Origin of the sequence: Ornithinimicrobium sp. CNJ-824, from assembly GCF_001942405.1 — a bacterium.
GTDB classification, from domain to species: Bacteria; Actinomycetota; Actinomycetes; order Actinomycetales; family Dermatophilaceae; genus Ornithinicoccus; species Ornithinicoccus kibberensis.
In genome coordinates this window covers 61154-83138 of the sequence record NZ_MKKA01000007.1, presented here as the reverse complement: position 1 = coordinate 83138, position 21985 = coordinate 61154, and the positions used below count along the sequence as shown (strand labels likewise).

At 72.5% G+C, this 21985-nt stretch carries 20 protein-coding genes, 1 tRNA gene and 2 pseudogenes; 9 read left to right on the top strand and 14 right to left on the bottom strand.

Annotation, left to right across the window (positions count from 1 at the left end):
• Window positions 1–224: 224 nt before the first annotated feature.
• The 3 genes from BJF81_RS03305 to vapB form a co-directional block, all read right to left on the bottom strand.
• Window positions 225–476, bottom strand: a complete 252-nt coding sequence (locus BJF81_RS03305) for a hypothetical protein (RefSeq protein WP_143780642.1) — start codon at window positions 474–476, stop codon at window positions 225–227.
• A gap of 69 nt (window positions 477–545) precedes the next feature.
• The gene (locus tag BJF81_RS03300) at window positions 546–950 is read right to left on the bottom strand and encodes a PIN domain nuclease (RefSeq protein ID WP_075957152.1); all 405 of its coding nucleotides are present in this window, start codon (window positions 948–950) and stop codon (window positions 546–548) included.
• Window positions 947–1168: a type II toxin-antitoxin system VapB family antitoxin gene (gene vapB / locus BJF81_RS03295; protein ID WP_075957143.1), complete on the bottom strand. Its 222-nt coding sequence runs from the start codon at window positions 1166–1168 to the stop codon at window positions 947–949. The genes BJF81_RS03300 and vapB overlap by 4 nt, the downstream gene beginning before the upstream one ends.
• A 401-nt stretch (window positions 1169–1569) precedes the next feature.
• Between vapB and BJF81_RS03290 the strand changes: the two genes are divergently transcribed.
• On the top strand, window positions 1570–2280 hold the full coding sequence (locus BJF81_RS03290; protein WP_075957142.1) for an aspartate/glutamate racemase family protein: 711 nt from the start codon (window positions 1570–1572) through the stop codon (window positions 2278–2280).
• Window positions 2281–2295: 15 nt separating this feature from the next.
• Here the strand turns inward: BJF81_RS03290 and BJF81_RS03285 are convergent.
• Window positions 2296–2368 (bottom strand) — tRNA-Lys (locus BJF81_RS03285).
• A 47-nt stretch (window positions 2369–2415) separates the two neighbouring features.
• Window positions 2416–3093 carry a PAQR family membrane homeostasis protein TrhA gene (trhA, locus tag BJF81_RS03280; protein ID WP_075957141.1) on the bottom strand — a complete coding sequence of 226 codons (678 nt, stop codon included), beginning with the start codon at window positions 3091–3093 and terminating at the stop codon, window positions 2416–2418.
• Between the two features lie 79 nt (window positions 3094–3172).
• Here trhA and BJF81_RS03275 point away from each other — a divergent pair, with 79 nt between their 5' ends.
• Window positions 3173–4675 (top strand): purine-cytosine permease family protein, encoded by a 1503-nt coding sequence (locus tag BJF81_RS03275; RefSeq protein ID WP_075957140.1) that lies wholly within the window; start codon window positions 3173–3175, stop codon window positions 4673–4675.
• Window positions 4672–5211, top strand: a complete 540-nt coding sequence (locus tag BJF81_RS03270; protein ID WP_075957139.1) for a cysteine hydrolase family protein — start codon at window positions 4672–4674, stop codon at window positions 5209–5211. Before BJF81_RS03275 ends, BJF81_RS03270 begins: the two co-directional genes overlap by 4 nt.
• 16 nt (window positions 5212–5227) lie before the next feature.
• Here the strand turns inward: BJF81_RS03270 and BJF81_RS03265 are convergent, their stop codons facing one another.
• Window positions 5228–5629 (bottom strand): hypothetical protein, encoded by a 402-nt coding sequence (locus tag BJF81_RS03265; RefSeq protein ID WP_075957138.1) that lies wholly within the window; start codon window positions 5627–5629, stop codon window positions 5228–5230.
• 113 nt (window positions 5630–5742) lie between these two features.
• A complete protein-coding gene (locus BJF81_RS03260; RefSeq protein ID WP_075957137.1) occupies window positions 5743–6180 on the bottom strand; it encodes an aromatic ring-opening dioxygenase LigA in 438 nt (145 codons plus the stop codon).
• A gap of 116 nt (window positions 6181–6296) precedes the next feature.
• On the opposite strand from BJF81_RS03260, the gene BJF81_RS03255 reads away from it, so the two are divergent.
• Window positions 6297–8960: a DEAD/DEAH box helicase gene (locus BJF81_RS03255; protein ID WP_083663959.1), complete on the top strand. Its 2664-nt coding sequence runs from the start codon at window positions 6297–6299 to the stop codon at window positions 8958–8960.
• A gap of 6 nt (window positions 8961–8966) precedes the next feature.
• On the opposite strand, the gene BJF81_RS03250 is transcribed toward BJF81_RS03255, so the two are convergent.
• The 4 genes from BJF81_RS03250 to BJF81_RS03235 all read right to left on the bottom strand — a co-directional run bounded on the left by BJF81_RS03250 (window position 8967) and on the right by BJF81_RS03235 (window position 13133).
• Complete coding sequence (locus BJF81_RS03250; protein WP_075957135.1) at window positions 8967–9743, bottom strand: methylenetetrahydrofolate reductase; 777 nt, start codon at window positions 9741–9743, stop codon at window positions 8967–8969.
• 179 nt (window positions 9744–9922) lie between these two features.
• Window positions 9923–10657 carry a glycine betaine ABC transporter substrate-binding protein gene (locus BJF81_RS03245; RefSeq protein ID WP_446740532.1) on the bottom strand — a complete coding sequence of 245 codons (735 nt, stop codon included), beginning with the start codon at window positions 10655–10657 and terminating at the stop codon, window positions 9923–9925.
• Window positions 10658–10959: 302 nt separating this feature from the next.
• The gene (locus tag BJF81_RS03240) at window positions 10960–11943 is read right to left on the bottom strand and encodes an ABC transporter permease (RefSeq protein WP_075957134.1); all 984 of its coding nucleotides are present in this window, start codon (window positions 11941–11943) and stop codon (window positions 10960–10962) included.
• Window positions 11940–13133, bottom strand: a complete 1194-nt coding sequence (locus tag BJF81_RS03235; protein WP_075957133.1) for a quaternary amine ABC transporter ATP-binding protein — start codon at window positions 13131–13133, stop codon at window positions 11940–11942. The genes BJF81_RS03240 and BJF81_RS03235 overlap by 4 nt, the downstream gene beginning before the upstream one ends.
• A gap of 346 nt (window positions 13134–13479) precedes the next feature.
• Between BJF81_RS03235 and BJF81_RS21315 the strand changes: the two are divergent.
• Window positions 13480–13947, top strand: a pseudogene (locus BJF81_RS21315) (DUF2231 domain-containing protein); the annotation flags it as partial.
• A gap of 56 nt (window positions 13948–14003) precedes the next feature.
• A complete protein-coding gene (locus tag BJF81_RS17155) occupies window positions 14004–14333 on the top strand; it encodes a Rieske (2Fe-2S) protein (RefSeq protein ID WP_143780641.1) in 330 nt (109 codons plus the stop codon).
• Between the two features lie 43 nt (window positions 14334–14376).
• On the opposite strand, the pseudogene metH reads toward BJF81_RS17155, so the two are convergent.
• Window positions 14377–18016: pseudogene (gene metH, locus BJF81_RS03225) on the bottom strand (methionine synthase).
• A 154-nt stretch (window positions 18017–18170) separates the two neighbouring features.
• On the bottom strand, window positions 18171–19046 hold the full coding sequence (locus BJF81_RS03220; RefSeq protein ID WP_075957132.1) for a formate/nitrite transporter family protein: 876 nt from the start codon (window positions 19044–19046) through the stop codon (window positions 18171–18173).
• 143 nt (window positions 19047–19189) lie between these two features.
• Between BJF81_RS03220 and BJF81_RS18500 the strand changes: the two genes are divergently transcribed.
• Together BJF81_RS18500 and BJF81_RS18495 are read left to right on the top strand one after the other, a co-directional pair.
• Window positions 19190–19888, top strand: coding sequence for a flavin-containing monooxygenase (locus tag BJF81_RS18500; protein WP_202817411.1), 699 nt, complete (start codon window positions 19190–19192; stop codon window positions 19886–19888).
• Window positions 19822–20328: a hypothetical protein gene (locus tag BJF81_RS18495; protein ID WP_202817410.1), complete on the top strand. Its 507-nt coding sequence runs from the start codon at window positions 19822–19824 to the stop codon at window positions 20326–20328. Before BJF81_RS18500 ends, BJF81_RS18495 begins: the two co-directional genes overlap by 67 nt.
• A 9-nt stretch (window positions 20329–20337) precedes the next feature.
• Here BJF81_RS18495 and BJF81_RS03210 read toward each other — a convergent pair whose 3' ends face one another.
• On the bottom strand, window positions 20338–21417 hold the full coding sequence (locus tag BJF81_RS03210; RefSeq protein ID WP_075957131.1) for a helix-turn-helix transcriptional regulator: 1080 nt from the start codon (window positions 21415–21417) through the stop codon (window positions 20338–20340).
• 191 nt (window positions 21418–21608) lie between these two features.
• Between BJF81_RS03210 and BJF81_RS03205 the strand changes: the two genes are divergently transcribed.
• On the top strand, window positions 21609–21896 hold the full coding sequence (locus BJF81_RS03205) for a hypothetical protein (protein ID WP_075957130.1): 288 nt from the start codon (window positions 21609–21611) through the stop codon (window positions 21894–21896).
• Window positions 21897–21985: the final 89 nt, after the last annotated feature.

The window sequence follows — 21985 nt, the reverse complement described above, 5'->3', positions numbered from 1 at the left end:
GTCTTCGGTCCACCTCCTCCCCCGCGGTCAACATCACGCAGAACTAGTGCGGGACTTCAGTAGTTGTCGCGCGGCCGCTTCGTGTGGTGGTGTCCGCCTCGGCCCAACCGTGGAAGCACACACCGCCCCGGTCCACCACGGACGCTTGCTCATGCGCCGTGGGGAACTGGCCTCCATCGGGGGCCCGCGACTGCGTATCCGCTTCTGCCGCGTGGAGCGTGGGGTCAGTGGTCGTGTTGCTGCAGGTCCTGTGCGACTCGATCCCTGAAGTCCTTGTGCGTATTGCCTATGGGCAACTGCATCACCAGCCGCGCCTGAACTTCATCCCAGCCGAAGGAATCCTGCAGCGCGTGCAGCGCGTCGTCGAAGTCAGCCGATGCCGTCACCGTCCGCAGAACTCGGATGGGGTCCTGCAGGGCTTCGTCAACGGCGGCAAGGGCGTGCAGGCGCTGATCAGGCATGCCCGAGTTTGGCACGGCTGGCCTCCATCCAGTGCGCGCTCATGCCGCGGAGCGGTTGTCAGCGCTGGTTCAGCAGCAGGCGCCTCAGTCGTCGAGTCGCTCGGTCGGTTGCTGGGTCAGTTCGGCGATGAGGTCGAAGTCCTTGTCCAGATGCAGCACGGTGCGGCCGCTGAGCTCGGCGGTGGCGGCGATGAGCAGGTCGGGGATCGACGGGGCGCGGTGGCGCCCACGTTGCGCGAGTAGGCGCTGAACCTGGAGTGCCCGGTCCTCCATTGCTGGCGTCAGGTACTCCACAGGCATGGAGGCGATCGGAGGCAGGTCCAGGACGCGGACGAAGTCGCCTGCTGACCGTGCCGAGTAACCGACCTCGAGCCGGGTCACGGTCGAGATGGCGACCAAACCACGTTCGATCCGGGTGGCCCAGTCTTGCGCCCGGCGACTGGTGCCTAGGCGGACCAGGGCCGACTTGTCGATGAGCCAGGTGGTCATGACCACGCGTCGCGCATGACCTCGGAGTCGCCCAGGTCGGGGAGAAGCTCGGCGAGCGCATCCAGGTCGGCAGCAGTCACCGGGGCCTGGTCACGGTGCGCCTGCTCATGCAGTCGCCTGCGCAGGTACTCGGTGCGGGACAGCCCAACGCGCCTGGCCTGCTCATCGAGCAGAGCGAGGTCCTCGTTCGGGAAGTTTCGAATCAGGATGTTAGGCATGGTCCACCTCCGGTGATATCCCATGCTAGCGGCGGTCGAACGCGTCGCGCCTGTAAGCCGCCCAGTGGGACGTCAGTGGGACGTGACTGCCTCGATGGGCCCACTACTCCTCATTGTTGGCCGCATGTTCTAAGCCTCTGAGCAGGCAAGACCCGACGTGGTGGTCGTCGCATCCGGGCCAAGGTCGCTCTCCTAAAGCGGGTGTCGCAGGTTCGAAAGCTGCCGGGGGCACGCATGCGGGCCAGGTCGAGGAAGCCCGGCGGTCTGCCGCTTGCCTCGGAGAGTGCTCCGCGGAGCACTCCCTGTCCTTCTTCGCTCCCGTCGACGGGCGACGGTCCACCCGCAATCGGTTGTCGTTGGTTGCTCGCACGATCTGGCTACCACCCCGATACCCTGCGTCCATGCGCAGGATCGGTCTGCTGGGTGGGATGAGCTGGGAGTCGACGGCCGAGTACTACCGGTTGATCAACCAGGAGGTCGCCGCCCGTCTGGGGGGCCTGCACTCTGCCCGGGTGATCCTGGCCTCGGTGGACTTCGCCGAGGTGGAGGCTATGCAGGTCGCCGGCGACTGGGCCTCGGCCGGGAAGTTGCTGGCGAGGGAGGCGGCGCTGCTGGAGGCCGGCGGGGCCGAGCTGCTGCTCATCTGCACGAACACGATGCACAAGGTCGCCGACGAGGTCCGGGCCGCCGTGGACATCCCGCTGCTGCACCTCGCAGAAGCGACCGCCGCTGCGGTGCGCGAGGCCGGACTGAGCCGCGTGGGCCTGCTGGGCACCGCCTTCACCATGGAACAGGACTTCTACACCGGTCGACTGGCGCAGCACGGGCTGGACGTCATGGTGCCCGCGGCCGGGGACCGGGCGGACGTGCACCGCGTGATCTACGACGAGCTCTGTATGGGTGTCGTCCGCGAGCAGTCGCGTCGCCGCTACCTGGAGGTGGTCGACGCGTTGGTCGAGCGGGGCGCCGAAGGGGTGATCCTGGGTTGCACCGAGATCGAGCTGCTCCTCGACCCGGACGACCCGGGCACCCAGGTGCCGGTCTTCCCCACGACGCGCATCCATGCTCTGGCCGCGGTGGATGCCGCGCTCGGGACGACCCAGGGGTCCTGAACAGGACAACCACGGTGGGCCCCGTGGGACTCGAACCCACAACCTACGGATTAAAAGTCCGCAGCTCTGCCCATTGAGCTAGAGGCCCTGGCACTGGACGGTGCTGCCGCCAGGCCGCTCGCAGTCTACGGGGCCTCACGCCGGCAGCACGTAGAGGTACATCAGCAGGAAGTGCAGGAACGCCGCGATCATCACCAGCAGGTGCCACAGCTCGTGGAAGCCGAACACGCCTGGCCACGGGTTCGGTCGCTCGAGGACGAAGACCACGAACCCCACGCTGTAGACCAGGCCGCCCGCCGCCATCAGCGCCAGCGCACCGAACGGCAGGGTCGTCCCCTCCGCCAGCAGCACGGTGGGGATCCAGCCTAGGGCGATGTAGAGGGTGTTGGTGACCGACTTGTGCAGCTGGCGCCAGACGGAGCGCACGACGATCCCCAGCGTCGCGATGCCCCAGACCGTGCCGAGCACCGCCCAGCCGAACGGGGAGCGGAACAGGACGAGCACGAGCGGGGTCACGGTGCCGGCGATGAGGGCGAAGACGGACGTGTAGTCCAAGGTCCGCAGGATCTCGTTGAACCGCGGTCCGCGGTCGAGCCCGTGGTGGAGGGTGCTGCTGACGAACAGCGTGATGAGCGAGGCGCCGTAGACGCTGAAGGACACGATCTTCCACGGGTCGCCCCCGGCGGCGGCCTGCACGACGAGCAGCGCGGTGCCCAGCGCGGCCAGGCAGGCACCCACCAGGTGGGACAGGGTGTTGAACCGCTCGTCGGTGACGTGGACGCTGCCGTCACGGCTGCGGTGGGGGGCATCCATCGGGTGATCCTAACGAGCGCGTGGAGCCCTCACGGCCCCCGAGCCCGACGGCCCCCGCGCTGTGCCAGAGTGTCCTCCCATGACCGACAACCCCCCCACCACGCTGACGACCACCGAGCGCGCGCTCGTCGAGGTCAACGGCATCGAGGTGATCGAGGAGTCCGAGCGCACGGCCAGGCCGTCGGACCTGTTCTGGCCGTGGTTCGCCGCCAACGTGTCGGTGTTCGGCATGAGCTACGCGGCGTTCGTCTACGGCTTCGGCATCTCCTTCGCCCAGGCGGTCGTCGTCGCCGTCGTGGGGGTCGTCCTGTCGTTCTTCTTCTGCGGCGTCATCGCCATCGCCGGCAAGCGCGGCTCGGCCCCGACGATGGTGCTGTCCCGGGCCGCCTTCGGCGTCGACGGGCAGAAGGTGCCCGGCGTGGTCTCCTGGCTGGTCTCGATCGGGTGGGAGACGTTCCTGGCGATCATGGCGGTGCTGGCCACCGCGACGGTCTTCCGCGAGCTCGGGTGGGCCGACGGCACCGCCACCAAGGTGATCGCCACGCTGGTCGTCACCGCCCTCATCGTCCTCGCCTCCGTCGCCGGCTACCACACGATCATGCGGCTGCAGTCGGTCCTGACCTGGGTGACCGGGGCCATCACGATCGTCTACATCGCGATGACCCTCCACCTCGTCGACCTGTCCACCGTGACGCTGCGGGAGAGCGGGTCGACCGAGTCGGTCATCGGTGCCCTCGTCATGGTGATGACCGGCTTCGGCCTGGGCTGGATCAACATCGCCGCCGACTGGTCTCGCTACCAGAAGCGGTCCGCCTCCGGCGCCGCGATCGTCTTCTGGAACACCCTCGGCGGTGCCCTCCCCGTCGTGCTGCTCGTCGGCTACGGCCTGCTCCTCGTCGGGTCGAGGCCCGACCTGGAGGAGGGGATCGCCAACGATCCCATCGGCACGCTCGCGACGATCCTGCCGACCTGGTTCCTCGTGCCCTTCCTCCTCGCCGCCGTCCTGGCCCTCGTCAGCGGCGCGGTCCTGGGCATCTACTCCTCGGGCCTGACCCTGCTCTCGCTGGGCGTGGACATCCCGCGCCCTGCCGCCGCGGGCCTCGACGGGCTCATCCTCACCGCCGGCACGATCTGGGTGGTCTTCTTCGCGGAGAGCTTCCTCGCGCCGTTCCAGAGCTTCCTCATCACCCTCGGCGTCCCGCTCGCCGCGTGGGCCGGCATCCTCATGGCCGACATCGCCCTGCGCCGCCGCAGCTACGACGAGCGCGCGCTCTTCGACGCCGGCGGCCGCTACGGGGCCTGGGACTGGACCTCCGTCGGCACGATGGTGGTCGCCTCCGTCATCGGCTGGGGACTGGTCATCAACCTCTTCGCCGACGCCGCCTCGTGGAACAACTGGCAGGGCTACCTGCTCGGCCCGCTGGGCCTGGGGGGCAGGGAGGGGACCTGGGCCTACGCCAACGTCGGTGTGCTCGTCGCCCTCGTGCTGGGCTTCGTCGTGACGTATGCAGCGCGCCGCGCCACCGTGCGCCGCCAGGAGGCCGGGCAGGCCCGCACCGAGGACCCGGCGGTCGCCCCGTGAGCACCCCTCCCGGCCAGGACGCGCCCTGGCTCGTCGTCGTCGACGCCCAGCGCATCTTCGCCGACCCCGCCTCCGACTGGGCCGCTCCCCGCTTCGCGGAGACGCTCGGGCCCCTGCGCCGGCTGGTCGCCGAGCACGCCGGCCGGACCGTCGTCACCCGGTGGGTGCCGCCGGTGACCAAGCAGGGCTCGTGGGTCCCCTACTTCGAGCAGTTCGCCTTCGCCGACCGACCGGCCGACGACCCGCTCTTCGACCTCGTGCCCGAGGTGGCGCAGCTGGGCGTGCAGCACGTGGTGAGCGCCCCCACGTTCGGCAAGTGGGGCCCGACCCTGGCGGGGATCACCGGGCAGCTGGCCCACCTCGTGCTGGCCGGTGTCTCCACCGACTGCTGCGTCCTCTCGACCGCGCTCGCCGCGGCGGACGCGGGCTGCACCGTCGAGGTGGTGGCCGACGCGTGCGCCGGCTCCAGCGACGGGGCGCACGAGCGGGCGCTGGCGGCGATGGCCCTCTACGCGCCGCAGATCATCGTGCGCTGAGCGGCCTGCCTCGGGGTCAGCGGTGCGCCAGCACCTCCAGCAGCGCGAGGCCGTAGGCCTCCTCGGCGTCCTCGTGCACGAAGGTCTGCGGCTCGCCCTCGACGAGCGCGACCACGGCATACCCCTCCCTGGTGAGGCCGAGGCCGACGAAGTCGTGCCCGAGCACCGCCCTGAGCTGGTCCTCGCGCGGCAGCCACACCGTCTCCTCGAGCGCGACCGAGTCCAGCGCCCACTCGGCGACGCCGTTGAACCCGATGACGCTGCCCCCGACGAACTCGTGGACCTCCACGGTCATGTCGGCCAGGTGGAAGACGTCGTGCGCGACGCCGGGGCGGTCGACGGCGAACCGGTCGCCCGGCATCGGTGACCAGACCATCCCGGCGTCGAGGAGTCGGCGGGCCAGGTCCAGGGAGATCATCCGGCCAGTCTGGCAAAGGCGGCTGGGAGGTACCTCCGGACGCACGGACGCCCCGCCGGGACGTCGAACGGGTCGACATCCCCGGCGGGGCGTTCTCGTGCGGGTGGGCTCGCTCAGACCTCGGCGCGGGTGCGCGCGGCCGGGACCGCCACGGCGCCCACGGCCCGCAGGCCGACGCCGGCGAGGATGAACGCCAGCCCGACGCCCATCGCCATGACGGCGACCCCGAAGGAGACCACCGAGGTGAACAGGGAGGCCCGGAGGAAGGAGGCGTTCATCGCGACGTCACGCAGCGGGTCCTCCCGGTCCAGCTCGGCGTAGGTCTTGCCGCCGGTGCTGTCCAGGGCGTGCTTGTCGATGATCTGCGCCTGGGAGTAGGCGGAGAACGGACCGTCGACGTGGTCGCCGGCGAGGAAGTCGGCGTCCTCGGCCACGGTGACGTTGGCCCGGCTCAGCTCCTGGCTGACCATGACGTAGGTCGCTCCGCCGGCGATGATGAAGATGAGTCCGAGGACCATGAGGATGGTCCCCATGGTGCGGCTGGTACGCATGTGGTGGTGCCTTTCGTTCAGGGAGGCTCCAGTCTAGAGGGTTGTGGGCACCGATTTACGACATTTCGTCGTAACCGGGTGTGCCCCGGGCACACCGGTGACCGACAATGGCAGGGATGACTGCCGACCCCGCACCTTCGACCTCGGTGCCGCCGACCCCTGGGACGACCCCCGTCCCGCCCACCACCACCCTCGTGGACCGCCTGCCGTCCGGCCGGCCGGACCCGGACACGACCTATGCGGTCTTCGAGACCTGGGCGCAGGAGCAGGGCACCCCTCTCTACCCGCACCAGGAGGAGGCGGTCCTGCACCTGCTCGGCGGGGCCAACGTCGTGCTGTCCACCCCCACCGGCAGCGGCAAGTCGCTCGTGGCCACCGCCGCCGCGCTGCAGGCGCTGGCCGAGGACCGGGTGACCTTCTACACGGCCCCGATCAAGGCGCTGGTCAGCGAGAAGTTCTTCGCCCTGTGCCGCGTCCTCGGCGCGGAGAACGTCGGCATGCTCACCGGCGACGCGGCCGTCAACGCCGACGCCCCCGTCGTCGTCTGCACCGCCGAGGTGCTGGCCAACATCGCCCTGCGCGAGGGCGAGGGCGCCGACATCGGCATGGTCGTCATGGACGAGTTCCACTACTACGGCGAGCCCGACCGCGGCTGGGCCTGGCAGGTGCCCCTGCTGACCCTGCCCCAGGCCCAGTTCCTGCTCATGTCCGGCACCCTCGGCGACATGAGCCGGATCAGCGAGGAGCTCACCCGGCGCACCGGCCGCGAGACCGCGCTCGTGACCGGGGTCGACCGCCCGGTGCCCCTGCACTTCAGCTGGGCGATGACGGCCGTCCCCGAGACGATCACCGAGCTGCTCCAGGAGCGCAAGGCTCCCGTCTACGTCGTCCACTTCACCCAGAAGGACGCCCTGGAGAGGGCGCAGTCGCTGATGTCGGTCCAGCTGCTGACCAAGGACGAGAAGGAGGCCGTCCGCCGGGCGATCGGCGCCTTCCGGTTCACCGCCGGCTTCGGGCGCACCCTGTCCAAGCTGGTCCGCCACGGCATCGGCGTGCACCACGCGGGCATGCTCCCGCGCTACCGCCGGCTCGTCGAGCAGCTCGCCCAGGACGGGCTCCTCAAGGTCATCTGCGGCACCGACACCCTGGGGGTGGGCATCAACGTGCCGATCCGCACGGTGCTGTTCACCGGGCTGGCCAAGTACGACGGCACCCGCTCCCGGATCCTGCGTGCCCGGGAGTTCCACCAGATCGCCGGCCGCGCGGGCCGCGCCGGCTTCGACACCTCGGGGTATGTCGTGGTGCAGGCACCCGAGCACGTGGTGGAGAACGCCAAGGCCGTCGCCAAGGCGGGGGACGACCCGAAGAAGCAGCGCAAGATCCAGAGGAAGAAGCCGCCGGAGGGCCAGGTCTCCTGGACCGAGGAGACCTTCGACAAGCTCGTCGGCGGCGAGCCCGAACCGCTGGGCTCCCGGCTCAAGGTGGACCACTCGGTCATCCTCAACACCGTCGCCCGGGCCGGGGACCCGGTGACCCACCTGGCCCGCCTCGTGCGCGACAACCACGAGGAGCCGCGGGCGCAGGCCCGGCTGGCCCGCAAGGCCGTCGTGCTGGGCCGCTCCATGCTCGACAGCGGGGTGCTCGTGCGCCGGGACGAGCCCGGACCGGACGGGCGGACCGTCGACCTGGCCCCCGGGGTGCAGGAGAACTTCGCGCTCAACCAGCCGCTCGCCCCGTTCGCGCTCGCCTCCCTGGAGGTCTTCGACAAGGAGTCCCCGACCTACGCCCTCGACGTGGTCTCGGTGGTGGAGTCGGTGCTGGACGACCCGATGCCGGTCCTGGTGGCCCAGCGCTACAAGGCCCGTGGCGAGGCGGTCGCGCGGATGAAGGCCGACGGGCTCGACTACGACGAGCGGATGGCCGAGCTGGAGGAGGTCACCTGGCCCCGCCCGCTCGCCGAGCTGCTGGAGGGCACCCTGGCCATCTACCGGCAGACCCAGCCGTGGGTGCGCGAGGACGCCCTCTCGCCCAAGGCGGTCGTCCGCGACATGTGGGAGCGGGCGATGAGCTTCACCGAGTTCGTCGGCTTCTACACGCTCTCCCGCAGCGAAGGCGTCCTGCTGCGCTACCTGACCGACGCCTACCGCACGCTGCGCCAGACGGTGCCGGAGACGGCATACACCCCCGAGCTGGACGACGTCGTCCACTGGCTGGGGGAGACCATCCGACAGACCGACTCCTCCCTCCTGGAGGAGTGGGAGGCGCTCACCGACCCCGAGTCGGTGGCGGCCGCCGCCGCCCGGGCCGCCTCCGGCGACCCGACCCCGCCCAGCCGGCCGATCACCAGCAACGAGCGGGCGTTCCGGGTCATGGTCCGCAACGCCCTGTGGCGGCGGGTCGAGCTCGTGGCCGACGACGCCTGGGAGGCTCTGGGGGACCTGGAGGTCCAGGTCGCCGCGCTGCCGGAGCCGCCCCTGGAGCCGCTGATGGGCCGCTCCGACTGGGACGAGGCCCTGGAGGCCTACTACGACGAGCACGGCTCGGTCGTGCTCGACGCCGACGCCCGCGGGCCGCAGATGCTGCTCGTCGAGCCGTTGGCCGGGGAGCACGCGGCGATCACCGACGGCCGGCCCGGTCGGGTCTGGCGGGTGGTCCAGACGGTCCTCGACCCCGAGGGCGACAAGGACTGGGTGATCGAGGCAGAGTGCGACCTGGACGCCTCCGACCTGGTCGGCGAGCCGGTGCTGCTGGCGACGGCGATGCGGCGCCTGGGCGGCTGAGGACCCCTAGACCACCCCGGCCAGGTAGTCGGTGACGCTGGTGCGCACCGGCATGAGGTAGACGTGATGACCGCGCTCGCGGGCGAAGTCGATCGCCCGGCGGGCGAAGGTGCGCTGCCACTGCAGGGTGGGCTCGAAGTCGGTCGGGAAGGCCACGAGGTTGCGTCGCCGCCAGTAGCCGATCGCCCCGTTGCTGGTCACCGTGGTCGCGCCCCACCACACCGGCAGGTCCTGCGGCAGGATCCGTGCCCAGGCGCCCATGAGCCCGACGTCGAAGAACGGCTGGGTGAAGACCCCCGCGGCGCCGGCCGACAGCTTGCGCTCCAGGTAGCGCATCTCCTGGGCGATCCCCTGACGGTAGGGGTCCAGCCCGGCGTAGACCGTCAGGTGCGGCAGCTCGGCCCGGATGCGCCGGATGACGTCGACCGCGTCGACCGGGTAGGTGTGGTGGGTGAAGTAGTCGGCGTCGTCGCCGGAGACGACCAGGACCTCCTCGGCGCCCTGGTCGGCCAGCGAGCGGGCCATCCGCAGCGGGGCCTCGGGGTCGACGTCCGCCGCCCGCAGGTGCGGGATCGCGCGGTATGCCGTGCCGTCGGCCCGGCGGGCGCACTCCCGGGCCAGGGCGGTCGCCTCCCAGCTGCGCAGGTCGAACTTGACCAGGTCCGGCACGTTGACGGTGTCCGCCCAGGGCAGGTGCTCGGCGACGGCGGCCATCTCCGTGCGGATGGACTCCTCGCTGCGGGGGACGAGCTCGACGGAGATGCGGGACTGGGTGGCGGTCATCAACGGTCAGTCTCCCAACCGTCCGTGCGGGTCGGGAAATCGCGGTCCGGCCCGGCGGTCCTGCGGCTGCGCACCCCGGCCGCCGGGCGACCTGCGGACGACGACGCCCCCGCCGGCGGACCGGCGGGGGCGTGGCGTGCAGGTGCGGTGGGGGACGGGGCCCGCCACCGCGGCGCACCTCACCCGGAGGTGGGCAGCTCCGGGAGCACGTCGGGGTTCTCCTCGATCCAGGCCTCGACGGCCTCGGCCTCGTTGCCCTCGCCGTACTCGTTGACGACCATGTCCTCCAGCGAGCCGTACTGGTCGTCGTCGAGCTTCAGCTGGCCGATCCACTCCGCGGCCTCGGGGAACTCCTCGGCGAAGCCCTCGCGACCGAGGAAGTGCAGGGCCTCGGGGTCGCCCAGGGCGCCCTCGGGGTCCTCCAGGTCCTTGACCGGGAACTCGGCGTTCGCCCAGAAGGGACGCCACAGGGTGACGACGATGTCCTCCTCGTTCTCCACCGCGTTCTGCAGCTCGGTGAGCATCGCGGTCGTGGAGGAGGTGACCAGCTCGAACTCCTCGTCCAGCCCGTAGGTGGGGAAGACGCTCTCGTTGGTGACGCGGGTCAGACCGGCCCCCGGCTCGATGCCGATGACCTGACCGTCGAAGCGGTCGGCGTTGTCGGCGAGCTCCTCCAGGGAGTCGATGTCGACGTACTCCGGCACCGCGATGGTCAGCACCGCGCTGTCGTAGTAGCTGCCCAGGTCCTCGATGCTGTCGCCGTACTCCTCCATGTAGTCGGCGTGGGTGACCTCGGACCAGGCCGAGGGGTACATGTCGACGTCCCCGTTGGCCAGGCCCGCGTAGAGCGGCGCCGGCTCGGTGAGGGTCTCCATCTCGACGGTGTAACCCATCTCCTCCAGCTGGTTCTCCAGCAGGTAGGCGGTGGAGAGGCCGTCGGTCCAGGACGGCAGGAAGCCCAGCGTGATCTCGCCGGAGGCCCCGCCCGCGGCGGCGTCCTCGGTCTCCTCGGTCGTGGTGTCGTCGCTGCCGGTGTCCTCGGCGGCGGTGTCCTCGCCGCCGTCGCCGCACGCGCCAGCACGAGGCCGGCGGTGGCGAGGCTGGCGACGAGCGCGGTCGTGCGGCGCCTTCGGCGCGCCTCAGGGTGGTGGTCCTCATGATCGGATCGTTCCTTTCGGTAGAGGTCGTACGGACGGGGGTGCCGTCGTCGCGGGGCTCAGGTGCCGGCGCGGACGGAGGTCTCGGTGGTGCTCGGGGAGGACGACCCGGAGGCGGGCTCCGAGGTCGTGGTCGGCTGGGGGCCTCCGGCGGCGGTGCGGCGCGCCCGCAGCCGGGCCAGCAGGGAGCCGGCGTGCCGGCCCGGGTTGCCGAGGGCCGAGGTGACCCGGTCCAGGAAGATGGCCAGGATCACCACGCCGATGCCGGCCTCCACGCCGAGGGGCGTGTTGAGGCGGGCGATCGACTCGACGACCAGCTTGCCCAGGCCGTCGGCGCCGGTGAAGCCGGCGATGACCGCCATCGACAGGGCCAGCATGATGACCTGGTTGACCCCGGCCATGATGGTCGGCACCGCCAGCGGCATCTGGATGCCGCGCAGGATCTGCCACGGCGAGGCGCCGAAGGCCTGTCCCGCCTCGACGGTCTCGGCGTCGACCTGCCGGATGCCCAGCTCGGTGAGTCGGACCCCCGGCGGCAGGGCGAAGATGATCGTGGCGAAGATCCCGGGCACCAGGCCGATCGAGAAGAAGGTGACCGCCGGGATCAGGTAGACGAACCCGGGCATGGTCTGCATGAAGTCCAGCACCGGCCGCACGACGGCGCTCACCGCGTCGTTGCGGGCGGCGAGCACCCCGAGCGGGACGGCCAGGGCCACGGCGACGATCGTGGCGACGATGACCAGTGCCAGGGTCTGCATCGAGGGCAGCCAGATGTCCATCGAGATGAGCAGCGCGAACCCCAGGGCGGTGCCCAGCGCCAGCCGCCAGGAGGAGACCAGCCAGGCGACCAGCGCGAACAGGGCCACCATCACCAGCGGCGGCGGCGACATCAGAAGGTCGACCAGGCCCTCGACGACGAAGGTCATCACGTCGCGGAAGAGGGTCAGCAGGATGTTGAGGTTGTCGTCGATCCAGTCGAACGCAGTGTCGATCCAGTCGCCGACGCGGACGCGGGGCAGCATGCTCTCCTCGGCCGTGCTCATCGGGACACCTCCTCGGCGGGGTGGTTGGACAGCGCGGTCAGCAGCGTCACCTGGGGGATGAGCCCGGCGAGCCGACCCTGGTCGTCCACGACGAGCAGGGGGCTGGTCCGGCGGGCGGCGTCGGCGAGCAGGTCGGCCAACGGGGTGTCCAGCGTGACGGTGCTCGCGCTGCGTTCGGTCAGGGGAAGGTCCGTGCGTCCGTCGCGGACGGCGGCCGCGATCTCGCCCGGCAGCACGACCCCGACCGGGGTGCGGTCGCGGCGGACCACGGGCAGCGCGTCGAGCTGGTGCTCGCGGATGAGCTTGTGCGCCTGCTGGGGGCCCTGCTCGGCCCCGATGACGTACTCCGGCCGCTCCATCACCGCACCGGCCGTGAGCACCTTGGCCCGGTCGACGTCCTGGACGAACTGCGCGACGTAGTTGCTGCTGGGGTCGTTGAGGATCTGCTCGGCGGTGCCGATCTGCTCGATCCGGCCGTCGCGCATCATCGCGATCCGGTCGCCCAGGCGCATGGCCTCGTTGAGGTCGTGGGTGATGAAGACGATGGTCTTGTCCAGCCGCTGCTGCAGGTCGACGAGCTGGTCCTGCATCTCCCGCCGGATGAGCGGGTCGAGGGCGCTGAACGCCTCGTCCATGAGCAGGATGTCGGTCTCGGCGGCCAGCGCCCGGGCCAGGCCCACCCGCTGCTGCATGCCCCCCGACAGCTCGCCGGGCAGGGACTCGCCCCAGCCCTTGAGCCCGACCATCTCCAGGGCGCGGTCGGCGCGGGCCTCCCGGTCGCTGCGCGACATGCCCTGCACCTTCAGGCCGTAGGCCGCGTTCTCGCCGACGGTGCGGTGCGGCAGCAGGGCGAAGTGCTGGAAGACCATCGAGATCTTCTCGCGGCGTACCCGCCGCAGCGCCTCGCCCTTGAGCGCGGAGAGGTTCTCGTCCTCGATGACGACCTCGCCGGCCGTGGCGGGGTGCAGGCCGTTGATCATCCGGATCAGCGTGGACTTGCCCGAGCCGGACAGGCCCATGACGACGAAGATCTCGCCGGGGGAGACCTCGAAGGAGGCGTCGATGACGGCGGGGGTCAGCCCCTCGGCCCGGAGCTCGGCGCGCGTGGCCCCGTTGCGCAGGGCCTCGACCCCCCGCTGGGGTCGGCGGCCGAAGATCTTGTAGAGATGCTCCGCGGCAAGGAGTGGCACAGGATGATCCCTCGGTCGGTGGTCGTGGGCACAGCTCGTGGGCGCGTCCTGGCGAACCGGGGTGTCCCGCCCGCCCGGATCAGCCCCGGGGGCGGTGGTCGTCGCCGGCGGCGCGAGGACGGGCCGCCTTTCGACAGTAGGGGATGGCCACGGGAATTTGCCAAGTGGAAACCGTTCCGTGATCACACCGTGATCCGTCCGTTGCGGGATCGTGACGAGAGCGCGGGAATGGGACGCCCGGGGGCGGGTCCCGTCCCACCGGGCGTCCCCGGCCTCGGCTGGCTAGACTCGCCGGCACCGGCGGACCACCGCGGGTCCGCCCGTCCAGACGGAAGGTCGACGCGCAATGTTCCTCACCCCGCTGATGAAGCGCCTGGAGAACGAGCAGGCCCTCGACGACGCGGTCGAGTCGGCCCGCTCGACCGTGAACACGGTGCTGCCTCCCGGGCCGGTCAAGGACGTCCTCCACGGACGGCCGCTGGGCCACGCCCTCCACCCGCTGCTGGTCGCCCTGCCGATCGGCATGAACGTCGGGGCGACCCTGCTGGACGTCCTGGGCGACGAGGACGACCGGGCGGCGGCCCGACGGCTGGTCGGGGCGGCGCTGGTCTCCACCGTCCCCACGGTCGCCTCCGGCTGGGCGGACTGGTCCGAGCTGGGGTCGGCGAAGCGGCCGATGCGGGTCGGGCTCGTGCACGCCCTGGCCAACGGCGCCGCCGCGGGGGTGTTCGCCGCCAGCTGGGTCGCCCGGGCCGCCGGCCACCACCGCGCGGGCGCGGCCCTGTCCATGGTGGGCCTGGCCGGGCTGGGGGCGGCCGGCTACCTCGCGGCCACCTCGTCTACGCCCAGGGTGTCGCCGTCAGCCGGACGATGGACCACGAGCCGGCCCCGCGGGAGTGGACCGACGTGGCCGCCGCCCAGGACGTGGGGGAGGGGCTGGTGCGGGTCGACGTCGCCGGCGAGCCGGTGGTGCTCACCCGGTCCGGCGGCGTCCTGCGGGCGCTCGCGGCCACCTGCACCCACCTCGGCGGGCCGCTCGACGAGGGCACCGTCGAGGACGGCTGCGTCGTCTGCCCGTGGCACGGGAGCCGCTTCGACCTGGCCGACGGGTCGGTCGAGCGGGGCCCGGCGTCGGTGCCGCAGCCGGCGTACGACGTGCGGGAGACCGGCGACCGGGTGGAGGTCCGCGCCCGCCCGTGAACCCCGGTCCAGAACGGGCGGTCGGGGGCCGACCCCCGAGGGCTCAGCGCAGCAGCGGACCCAGCCAGCGCTCGGCCTCCTCGAGCGACCATCCCTTGCGCCCGGCGTAGTCCTCGAGCTGGTCCCGACCGATCCGTCCCACGGCGAAGTAGGTCGACTCCGGGTGGCCGAGGATCAGTCCGGACACGGCGCTGTTGGGGCTCATGGCCCCGTGCTCGGTCAGCACCATCCCGGCGGAACGCTCGGCGTCGAGAAGGTGCCACAGGGTGAACTTCTCGGTGTGGTCCGGCTGCGCCGGGTAGCCGGGTGCCGGGCGGATCCCGTCGTACCGCTCCTTGACCAGGTCCTCGACCGGCAGGTCCTCCGCCGGCGCGTAGCCCCACAGCCTGGTGCGGACCTCCCGGTGGGTCCACTCGGCGAACGCCTCCGCGAGGCGGTCGGCCAGCACCTGGACCATGATCGCGCCGTAGTCGTCGTGCTCCTCGCGCAGCCGGGCCGCCAGCTCCTCGGCCCCGTGGACCGAGACGGCGAAGCGCCCACGTGGTCGCCCTCGGGGGCCACGAAGTCCGCGAGCGCGGCATACCCGCCCTGGGAGCGTTCCCGCTGCTGCCGCAGGGTATGCAGCCGCACCGGTCCGGCGGGACCGTCCCCGGTGCCCGTGCCGGTGTCGACGAGGATGTCGTCGCCGTCGCGGCGGGCCGGCCACAGCCCGACGACGCCACGGGCGCGCAGCAGGCCCTCGTCGAGGATGCGCTCCAGCCAGCGCTGCCCGTCGGCCCAGGTGGTGCGGGCCTGCTCCCCGACCTTGGGGTCGTCGAGGATGCGCGGGTAGGAGCCGCGCAGCTCCCAGGCGGTGAAGAACGGGGTCCAGTCGACGACCGCGACGAGCTCGGCCAGCGTCGGCTCCAGCACCTGGGTGCCCAGCAACGAGGGCGTCGCCGGCACCGGTCCGGTGACGGCGCGGGTGCTGGCGCGGGCCGCCTCGAGCGGGACGAGCGAGACCTTCTTGCCGGCGTGCCGCTCGCGCAGCTCGGCGTAGGTGAGAGCGGTGCGCTCGCGCAGCTTCTCCTCGTGGTTGATCGCGTCGGCGACCACGCCCACGGCGCGGGAGGCGTCGACGACGTGGACGACGGTGCCCTCGTAGGCCGGGTCGATCTTGACGGCCGTGTGGGCGGCCGAGGTCGTGGCCCCGCCGATGAGCAGGGGCGTGGTCAGGCCGCGACGCTGCATCTCGGTGGCGAGGGAGACCATCTCGTCCAGGCTGGGCGTGATGAGACCGGAGACCCCGACCACGTCGGCCCCGATCTCGTCCGCGGTGGCCAGGATCTTCTCCGCGGGCACCATGACGCCCAGGTCGGTGACCTCGTAGCCGTTGCAGCCCAGCACGACGCCCACGATGTTCTTGCCGATGTCGTGCACGTCCCCCTTGACGGTGGCCATGACGACCCGGCCCTTGGTCCGGCCGCCGGTCTCGGCGGCGGCGGCCTCCAGGTAGGGGGTCAGGTGGGCGACGGCCTTCTTCATCACCCGGGCGGACTTGACGACCTGGGGCAGGAACATCTTCCCGGCGCCGAACAGGTCGCCGACGACGTCCATCCCGGCCATGAGCGGGCCCTCGATGACCTGCAGGCCCGAGCCCAGCTGCTGGTAGGCCTCCTCGGCGTCCTCGACGACGTAGGTGTCGATGCCGTGCACGAGCGCGTGCCGCAGGCGCTCGGTGACGTCCGCGTCCCGCCAGGCCAGCTTGGCCGCGGCGGCGGCCGACGGTCCGCCCCCGCCTGGGCCGGCGTCCTCGGTCTGCGCCTTGATCCGCTCGGCGAGCTCGATGAGCCGCTCGGTCGCGTCCGGGCGGCGGGCCAGGACCACGTCCTCGACGTGCTCGCGCAGCACCGGGTCGATGTCCTCGTAGACGCCGAGCATCCCCGCGTTGACGATGCCCATGTCCAGGCCCGCACGGATGGCGTGGAGGAGGAAGACCGAGTGCATGGCCTCCCGCACGGTGTTGTTGCCCCGGAAGGAGAAGGACACGTTGGAGATGCCGCCGGAGACGAGCGCCCCGGGAAGGTTCTCCTTGATCCATCGGGTGGCCTCGATGAAGTCCAGGGCGTAGCGGTCGTGCTCCTCCATGCCGGTCGCCACCGTCAGCACGTTGGGGTCGAAGACGATGTCGTGGGCGGGGAAGGGGTCCGGCAGCGTCGCGCCCGGGGTGGTCAGGAGCCGGTAGGCCCGCTCGCACACCGCGGTCCGGCGGTCCAGGGTGTCGGCCTGCCCCTGCTCGTCGAAGGCCATGACGACCACGGCCGCGCCGTAGCGGCGCACGACGGCCGCCCGCCGCAGGAACTCCTCCTCGCCGTCCTTGAGCGAGAGGGAGTTGACGATGCCCTTGCCCTGGAGGCAGCGCAGCCCGGCCTCGAGCACCTCCCAGCGCGAGGAGTCGATCATGACCGGCACGCGGGCGACGTCCGGCTCGCCCGCCAGCAGGTTGAGGAAGTGGGTCATCGTCGCCGGGCCGTCGAGCATGCCCTCGTCGACGTTGACGTCGATGAGCTGGGCGCCGGCCTCCACCTGCTGCCGGGCCACGGCCACCGCGGCGTCCCAGTCGCCCTCCTGGACGTGCCGGGCGAACTTCGGGCTGCCGGTGATGTTGGTCCGTTCGCCGACGTTGACGAAGTTGACGTCGGGGGTGAGGGTGAACGCCTCCAGGCCGGAGGTGCGCAGGTACGGCGTGCCGCCGGCGGGGGTGCGGGGTGCCGCGTCGGCGACGGCCTGCGCGATCGCGCGGATGTGGTCGGGGGTGGTCCCGCAGCAGCCGCCGACGATGTTGAGCAGTCCCTCCTGGGCCATCGAGCCCAGGACCTCGGCCATCTCCTCCGGGGTGTCGTCGTAGCCGCCGAAGGCGTTCGGCAGGCCGGCGTGGGGTGGACGGAGGTGAGCGCCGTGGTGGCGGCGGCGACGTCGCGCACGTGCGGGCGCATGGCCTCGGCGCCGAGCGCGCAGTTGAGGCCCAGGGAGAACAGGTCCACGTGCTCGGTGGAGACCGCGAAGGCCTCCGGCGTCTGGCCCGAGAGGGTGCGGCCGGAGGCGTCGGTGATCGTCCCCGAGAGCATGACCGGCACCGGGCCGTCGGCGGACCCCGAGGCCAGACGGGCCTCCTGCACGTCGGCGATCGCGTGCAGCGCGGCCTTGGCGTTGAGGGTGTCGAAGACGGTCTCGACCAGCAGCAGGTCGACGCCGCCCTCGAGGAGCGCCGCCGCCTGCTCGGCGTACGCCGCGCCCAGCTGGTCGTAGGTGACGGCGCGGACCTCGGGTCGCTCGACGTCGGGGGACAGCGACGCGGTCCGGTTCGTCGGTCCGAGCGAGCCGGCGACGAACCGGGCCCGGCCGTCTTCGGCCGCCACCTCGTCGGCGACCCCGCGGGCGACGCGGGCGGCGGCGACGTTCATGTCGTGGACCAGGCCCTGGGTGCCGTAGTCGGCCTGGGCGATCGAGGTGGCGCTGAAGGTGTTGGTCGTGAGGATGTCGGCCCCGGCCCGCAGGTAGGCGCGGTGCACCTCGGCCACGACGTCCGGCCGGGTCAGGCCGAGGAGGTCGAAGTTGCCCCTGAGCGTGGTGGTGGCGTGCGTCGACCAGGCCGGGCCGCTCCCGTGGAAGTCGCTCTCGGTAAGGTCCACCTGCTGCAGCATCGACCCGTAACCGCCGTCCAGGACGAGGATCCTTCGGCGGGCTGCGGCCCTGAGGGGGTGCTCGTGGCGGGATGCTTCGGTGGGGTCGGCTGCAGGCGGCACCTGCCCACTGTAGGTGCCGCCCCGGCGGGGGCCGAATCCCGTGGGTCGCGGCTCAGCGCCGCCGGCCGTCCTTGCCCGGCCGCGTCCCGGCGTCCGGCCCGGGCACCTCGGGCAGCTCGCTGGCCCGCACCAGCCGCAGGGCGGTGACGAAGACCAGGCCGCCCAGCAGGTTCAGGGGCACGACGTACCAGAACCAGGCGAGCCACTCGCCGTAGCCCACCGCCGCCCCCGCGTGGATGGCGCCGAAGATGATGATCGAGTCGAGCACGGAGTGGAACAGGCTCAGCCCGGCCAGGAGGAAGCCGGCCGCGAACGCCGCGACGACCTTGACCCCGTCCGAGTCCGTGCCCTCCTGCATCCGGGTGAGGACGGTGATGACGAATCCGCCCAGCAGGGACAGGGCGACCGCGCGCAGGTCGAGCGGGGCGTCGACGAAGTGCCGGGCGCTGTCGGTGAGCACCTCGGTGAACTCGGGGAAGGCCTGCACCACCAGCCACATGAAGACCCACCCACCGACCAGGTTGGTCAGCAGCGTGACGCCCCACAGCCGCAGCAGCTGCAGGAACGTGCCCCGGCCGGCGAAGATCGCCATGACCGGCAGCAGGAAGCCCTCGGTGAACAGCTCGCTGTGGGCCAGGTAGAGCGCCACGAAACCGATGCCGAAGGCCACCCCCGCCAGCAGGTGGTCGCCGGTCGCGTGCAGCACCGCCAGGTAGGCCAGGATGCCCAGGCCGATCTCCAGGCCGCCGAAGAACCCCGTCGTCAGCAGCGCCCGCCAGCTGCGGTGCAGCCGTTCGGCCCCCTTCGTCGCGGTCCCCTCGAACGAGTCGACGACCTCCGGCTCGGGCCGGTCGGAGGCCGGGTCGACCCGGCCGTCCCGGTCCTGGGCGACCTTGTCGTCGGTCGGACGGGAGCGGGCCGCGCTCATGGTGCCTCCTGGGTGCCGGGGTGGGTGCCCATGCTAGGTCCGCCGGGCCGGCAGGACCCCCCAGCCGGGGGGTGTCCCGGGTGCGCCGGCCGGGCCAGCCTGGAGGGGAGCCGCCGTCACCGGTGGCGGACCGAGGAGGCGACATGGACGAGGTGCTGGTGATCGGCAGCGGCCCCGCCGGGCTGGCGACCGCCGCGGAGCTGCTGCGACGCGGCATACCGACGACCGTGCTGGAGCGCGGGGACCGGGCGGCAGCCGCCTGGGCCGGCCGCTACGACGGCCTGCGGTTCAACACGAGCCGGTGGTGGTCGGCCCTGCCGGGAGCGCCCTTCCCGAGGGCGTACGGCTGGTTCCCGACGCGGGACGAGTACGTGGACTACCTGGACGGGTATGCCGCGCGCCACCACGTCCCGGTGCGCACCGGCGTGGCGGTGGAGCGAATCGACCCCGCCGGCGGCCGGGGCTGGAGGCTGAGCACCGACGCGGGCCCCATGGCCGCCCGGCACGTCGTCGTGGCCACCGGCATCGCCAACCGCCCCGCCCTGCCCGGGTGGGCCACCGGCACCACCTACCGGGGGAGCGTGGTGCACTCCGCCGACTACCGGAACCCGCTGCCCTACCGGGGTCGGCGGGTGCTCGTCGTCGGAGGCGGCTCCTCCGGCATGGAGATCGCCGCCGAGCTGGCCCGGGACGCGCCGGGGAGGTGCTGCTGTCGGTGCGCACCCCGCCGAACCTGCTCCTGCGGGCCAGCGGCGGGCTGCCGACCGACCTGCCGGTGCCGGTCTTCTTCCGGCTGCCCGTGCCCGTGGTGGACGCGATGCTCGCCCGGATGCAGCGGCTGACCGTCGGGGACCTCACCGCCCACGGGCTCCCGCCGGCGCCCGAGGGGGCGATCGCGGCCCTCATGGCCCGCGGGGCGGGGACGGCGATCGTCGACCGGGGGACGGTCGAGGCGATCCGGGACGGGTCGATCCGGGTGGTGGCCGCGGTCACCGGGCTCGACGCCACGGGGGCCCGGCTCGCCGACGGCGGGCGGGTCGAGGTCGACGACCTCGTCCTGGCCACCGGCTTCGGCACCGCCCTGCCGGAGCTGGTCGGTCACCTCGGCGTGCTCGACGACCGCGGGATGCCCCGCGTCGCCGACGGCGGGGAGGCGGCCCCGGGCCTGCGGTTCGTGGGCTACGTCTACCGGCCCGGGCTGACCGGATACGTGGGCCGGCTGGCCCGCACGGCCGCCCGCGGCATCGCCCGGGACCCGGAACCGGTCCCCGTGCCCGCCTGAGGCCCCCGGTCACGACCCGGGGGCGGACCGCACCGGCGGCTCGTGGGAGAGCCGGGCGAAGAGCTCGGCCCGGCTGCCCACCCCCAGCTTGGCGAAGACGGCCTTGACGTGGCCGCGGAGGGTCTCAGGGGTGATCCACAGCTCCCGGGCGATGTCGGCCGTGGCCATGCCGGTCAGGAGCAGGCCGGTCACCTCGCGCTCACGGGTGGTCAGCTCGTGCAGGTGGAGCAGCAGGGGAGCCACGTCGGAACGGCGGGCGGGCTCGACGAGCACCGCCGTGCGCCCGACGTCGCCGGCCAGCCTCGTCGCCCGCACGAGCAGCCACTCGCCGGTGGCGGCCCGGGTGCGGGCGACGGCCGGAGGGCCCCCCGCCCCGCGGTCCGCCAGGGCCCGTGCCTGGGCGGCGACCTCGTGCACGACGACCGACGCGTCGAGACGCCCGTCCTCGACCGGACCCAGCCGGTCCATCGCCTCCGGCGTCGCCGACTCCACCCGGCCGTCGTCGTCGAGGACGAGCAGGGCGGGTCCGTCCGCCCGGTCCTCGGCCCAGCTCTCGTGGAGGAGCAGTGCCGTGCGGATGCCGTGGGCCACGTGCGGGGACAGCCGGGCGAGCAGCTCGACCTCGCGCCGGGAGAACCACGCCCGGTCCGCCCGGCGGGTGAGGCAGGCGTGGCCCCACAGCACCCGCCCGGTGCGGAACACCGCACGCAGCTCGTCGCCGAAGCCCGCCGGGCCGTAGACGCGGGTCCACCGGGCGCAGCGGTCCAGGTGCCCTTCGGTGGTCGCGCCCAGGGCGGCGGCCGGCACCCGGGCCCGGCCCAGGTCGACGAACCTGTTGACGTCCTCGGCCGTCAGCTCCAGCTCGATCAGCGCCAGCTGGGCCTGCCGCGGCACGTCCTCCTCGTAGACGCCGGTGATCAGCAGCGTGTCCGGGTCCACGAGCAGCCAGCCGGCGGAGTCGTAGGGCACGCGCCGGCGCACGGCGGCCGCCACCCGTTCGAGCAGCAGGAGAGGTTCCTGGGCGCGGGCGCAGACCGCGGCGACCTGCTCGACGAGCCGGTCGTCGTCCGCGCGCGGACGCAGCGCCATGGACGCCCATTCTGCCCGCCCGCACGGTGGGGTGTCGAGGGTGGACGGCGACCCGCGTTTGCCAGGCCCCCCGGGCGGTGGGACAGGGTGGAGCGGTCCGAGGCGCGTGCGCACCCACCACCTCCCGTGGTGGCCGTGGGCGTCGAGACCGGCCCCCGGCCGGTCGTCGCACCGACGATGAGGAGACCACCATGCTGACCGTCACCGAGAACGCCCAGGCCGTCGTCAAGGGCCTGACCTCCGAGCAGGGCATGCCCGAGACCGCCGGCCTGCGGCTGTCCCTGGCCGAGGACCAGACCCAGCTGCAGGTGGCGCTCGTGCCGCAGCCGGAGCCCACCGACCAGGCCGTGCCCAGCACCCAGGCCCCGGTCTACGTGGCCGAGGACACCGTCCCGGCGCTGGCCGACCAGACCCTGGACGCCGCCCAGACGGCCGAGGGCGTCGGGTTCACGCTGCAGCCGCAGGAGCCGACCGCCTGAGCGCCCGCCCCGCACGACGACGGCCGCCGGACCCCACGGGTCCGGCGGCCGTCGCGCGGAATGGTCGTCGGCCCGTCCTTGCTGGGACA

Bases quoted from the DNA above. Each gene is read 5' to 3' on its own strand.
- BJF81_RS03300 (WP_075957152.1), bottom strand. From the start codon at position 950: ATGACCACCTGGCTCATCGACAAGTCGGCCCTGGTCCGCCTAGGCACC.
- vapB (WP_075957143.1), bottom strand. From the start codon at position 1,168: ATGCCTAACATCCTGATTCGAAACTTCCCGAACGAGGACCTCGCTCTG.
- BJF81_RS03290 (WP_075957142.1), top strand. From the start codon at position 1,570: ATGCGCAGGATCGGTCTGCTGGGTGGGATGAGCTGGGAGTCGACGGCC.
- trhA (WP_075957141.1), bottom strand. From the start codon at position 3,093: ATGGATGCCCCCCACCGCAGCCGTGACGGCAGCGTCCACGTCACCGAC.
- BJF81_RS03275 (WP_075957140.1), top strand. From the start codon at position 3,173: ATGACCGACAACCCCCCCACCACGCTGACGACCACCGAGCGCGCGCTC.
- BJF81_RS03265 (WP_075957138.1), bottom strand. From the start codon at position 5,629: ATGATCTCCCTGGACCTGGCCCGCCGACTCCTCGACGCCGGGATGGTC.
- BJF81_RS03260 (WP_075957137.1), bottom strand. From the start codon at position 6,180: ATGCGTACCAGCCGCACCATGGGGACCATCCTCATGGTCCTCGGACTC.
- BJF81_RS03255 (WP_083663959.1), top strand. From the start codon at position 6,297: ATGACTGCCGACCCCGCACCTTCGACCTCGGTGCCGCCGACCCCTGGG.
- BJF81_RS03250 (WP_075957135.1), bottom strand. From the start codon at position 9,743: ATGACCGCCACCCAGTCCCGCATCTCCGTCGAGCTCGTCCCCCGCAGC.
- BJF81_RS03240 (WP_075957134.1), bottom strand. From the start codon at position 11,943: ATGAGCACGGCCGAGGAGAGCATGCTGCCCCGCGTCCGCGTCGGCGAC.
- BJF81_RS17155 (WP_143780641.1), top strand. From the start codon at position 14,004: ATGGACCACGAGCCGGCCCCGCGGGAGTGGACCGACGTGGCCGCCGCC.
- BJF81_RS03220 (WP_075957132.1), bottom strand. From the start codon at position 19,046: ATGAGCGCGGCCCGCTCCCGTCCGACCGACGACAAGGTCGCCCAGGAC.
- BJF81_RS18500 (WP_202817411.1), top strand. From the start codon at position 19,190: ATGGACGAGGTGCTGGTGATCGGCAGCGGCCCCGCCGGGCTGGCGACC.
- BJF81_RS03210 (WP_075957131.1), bottom strand. From the start codon at position 21,417: ATGGCGCTGCGTCCGCGCGCGGACGACGACCGGCTCGTCGAGCAGGTC.
- BJF81_RS03205 (WP_075957130.1), top strand. From the start codon at position 21,609: ATGCTGACCGTCACCGAGAACGCCCAGGCCGTCGTCAAGGGCCTGACC.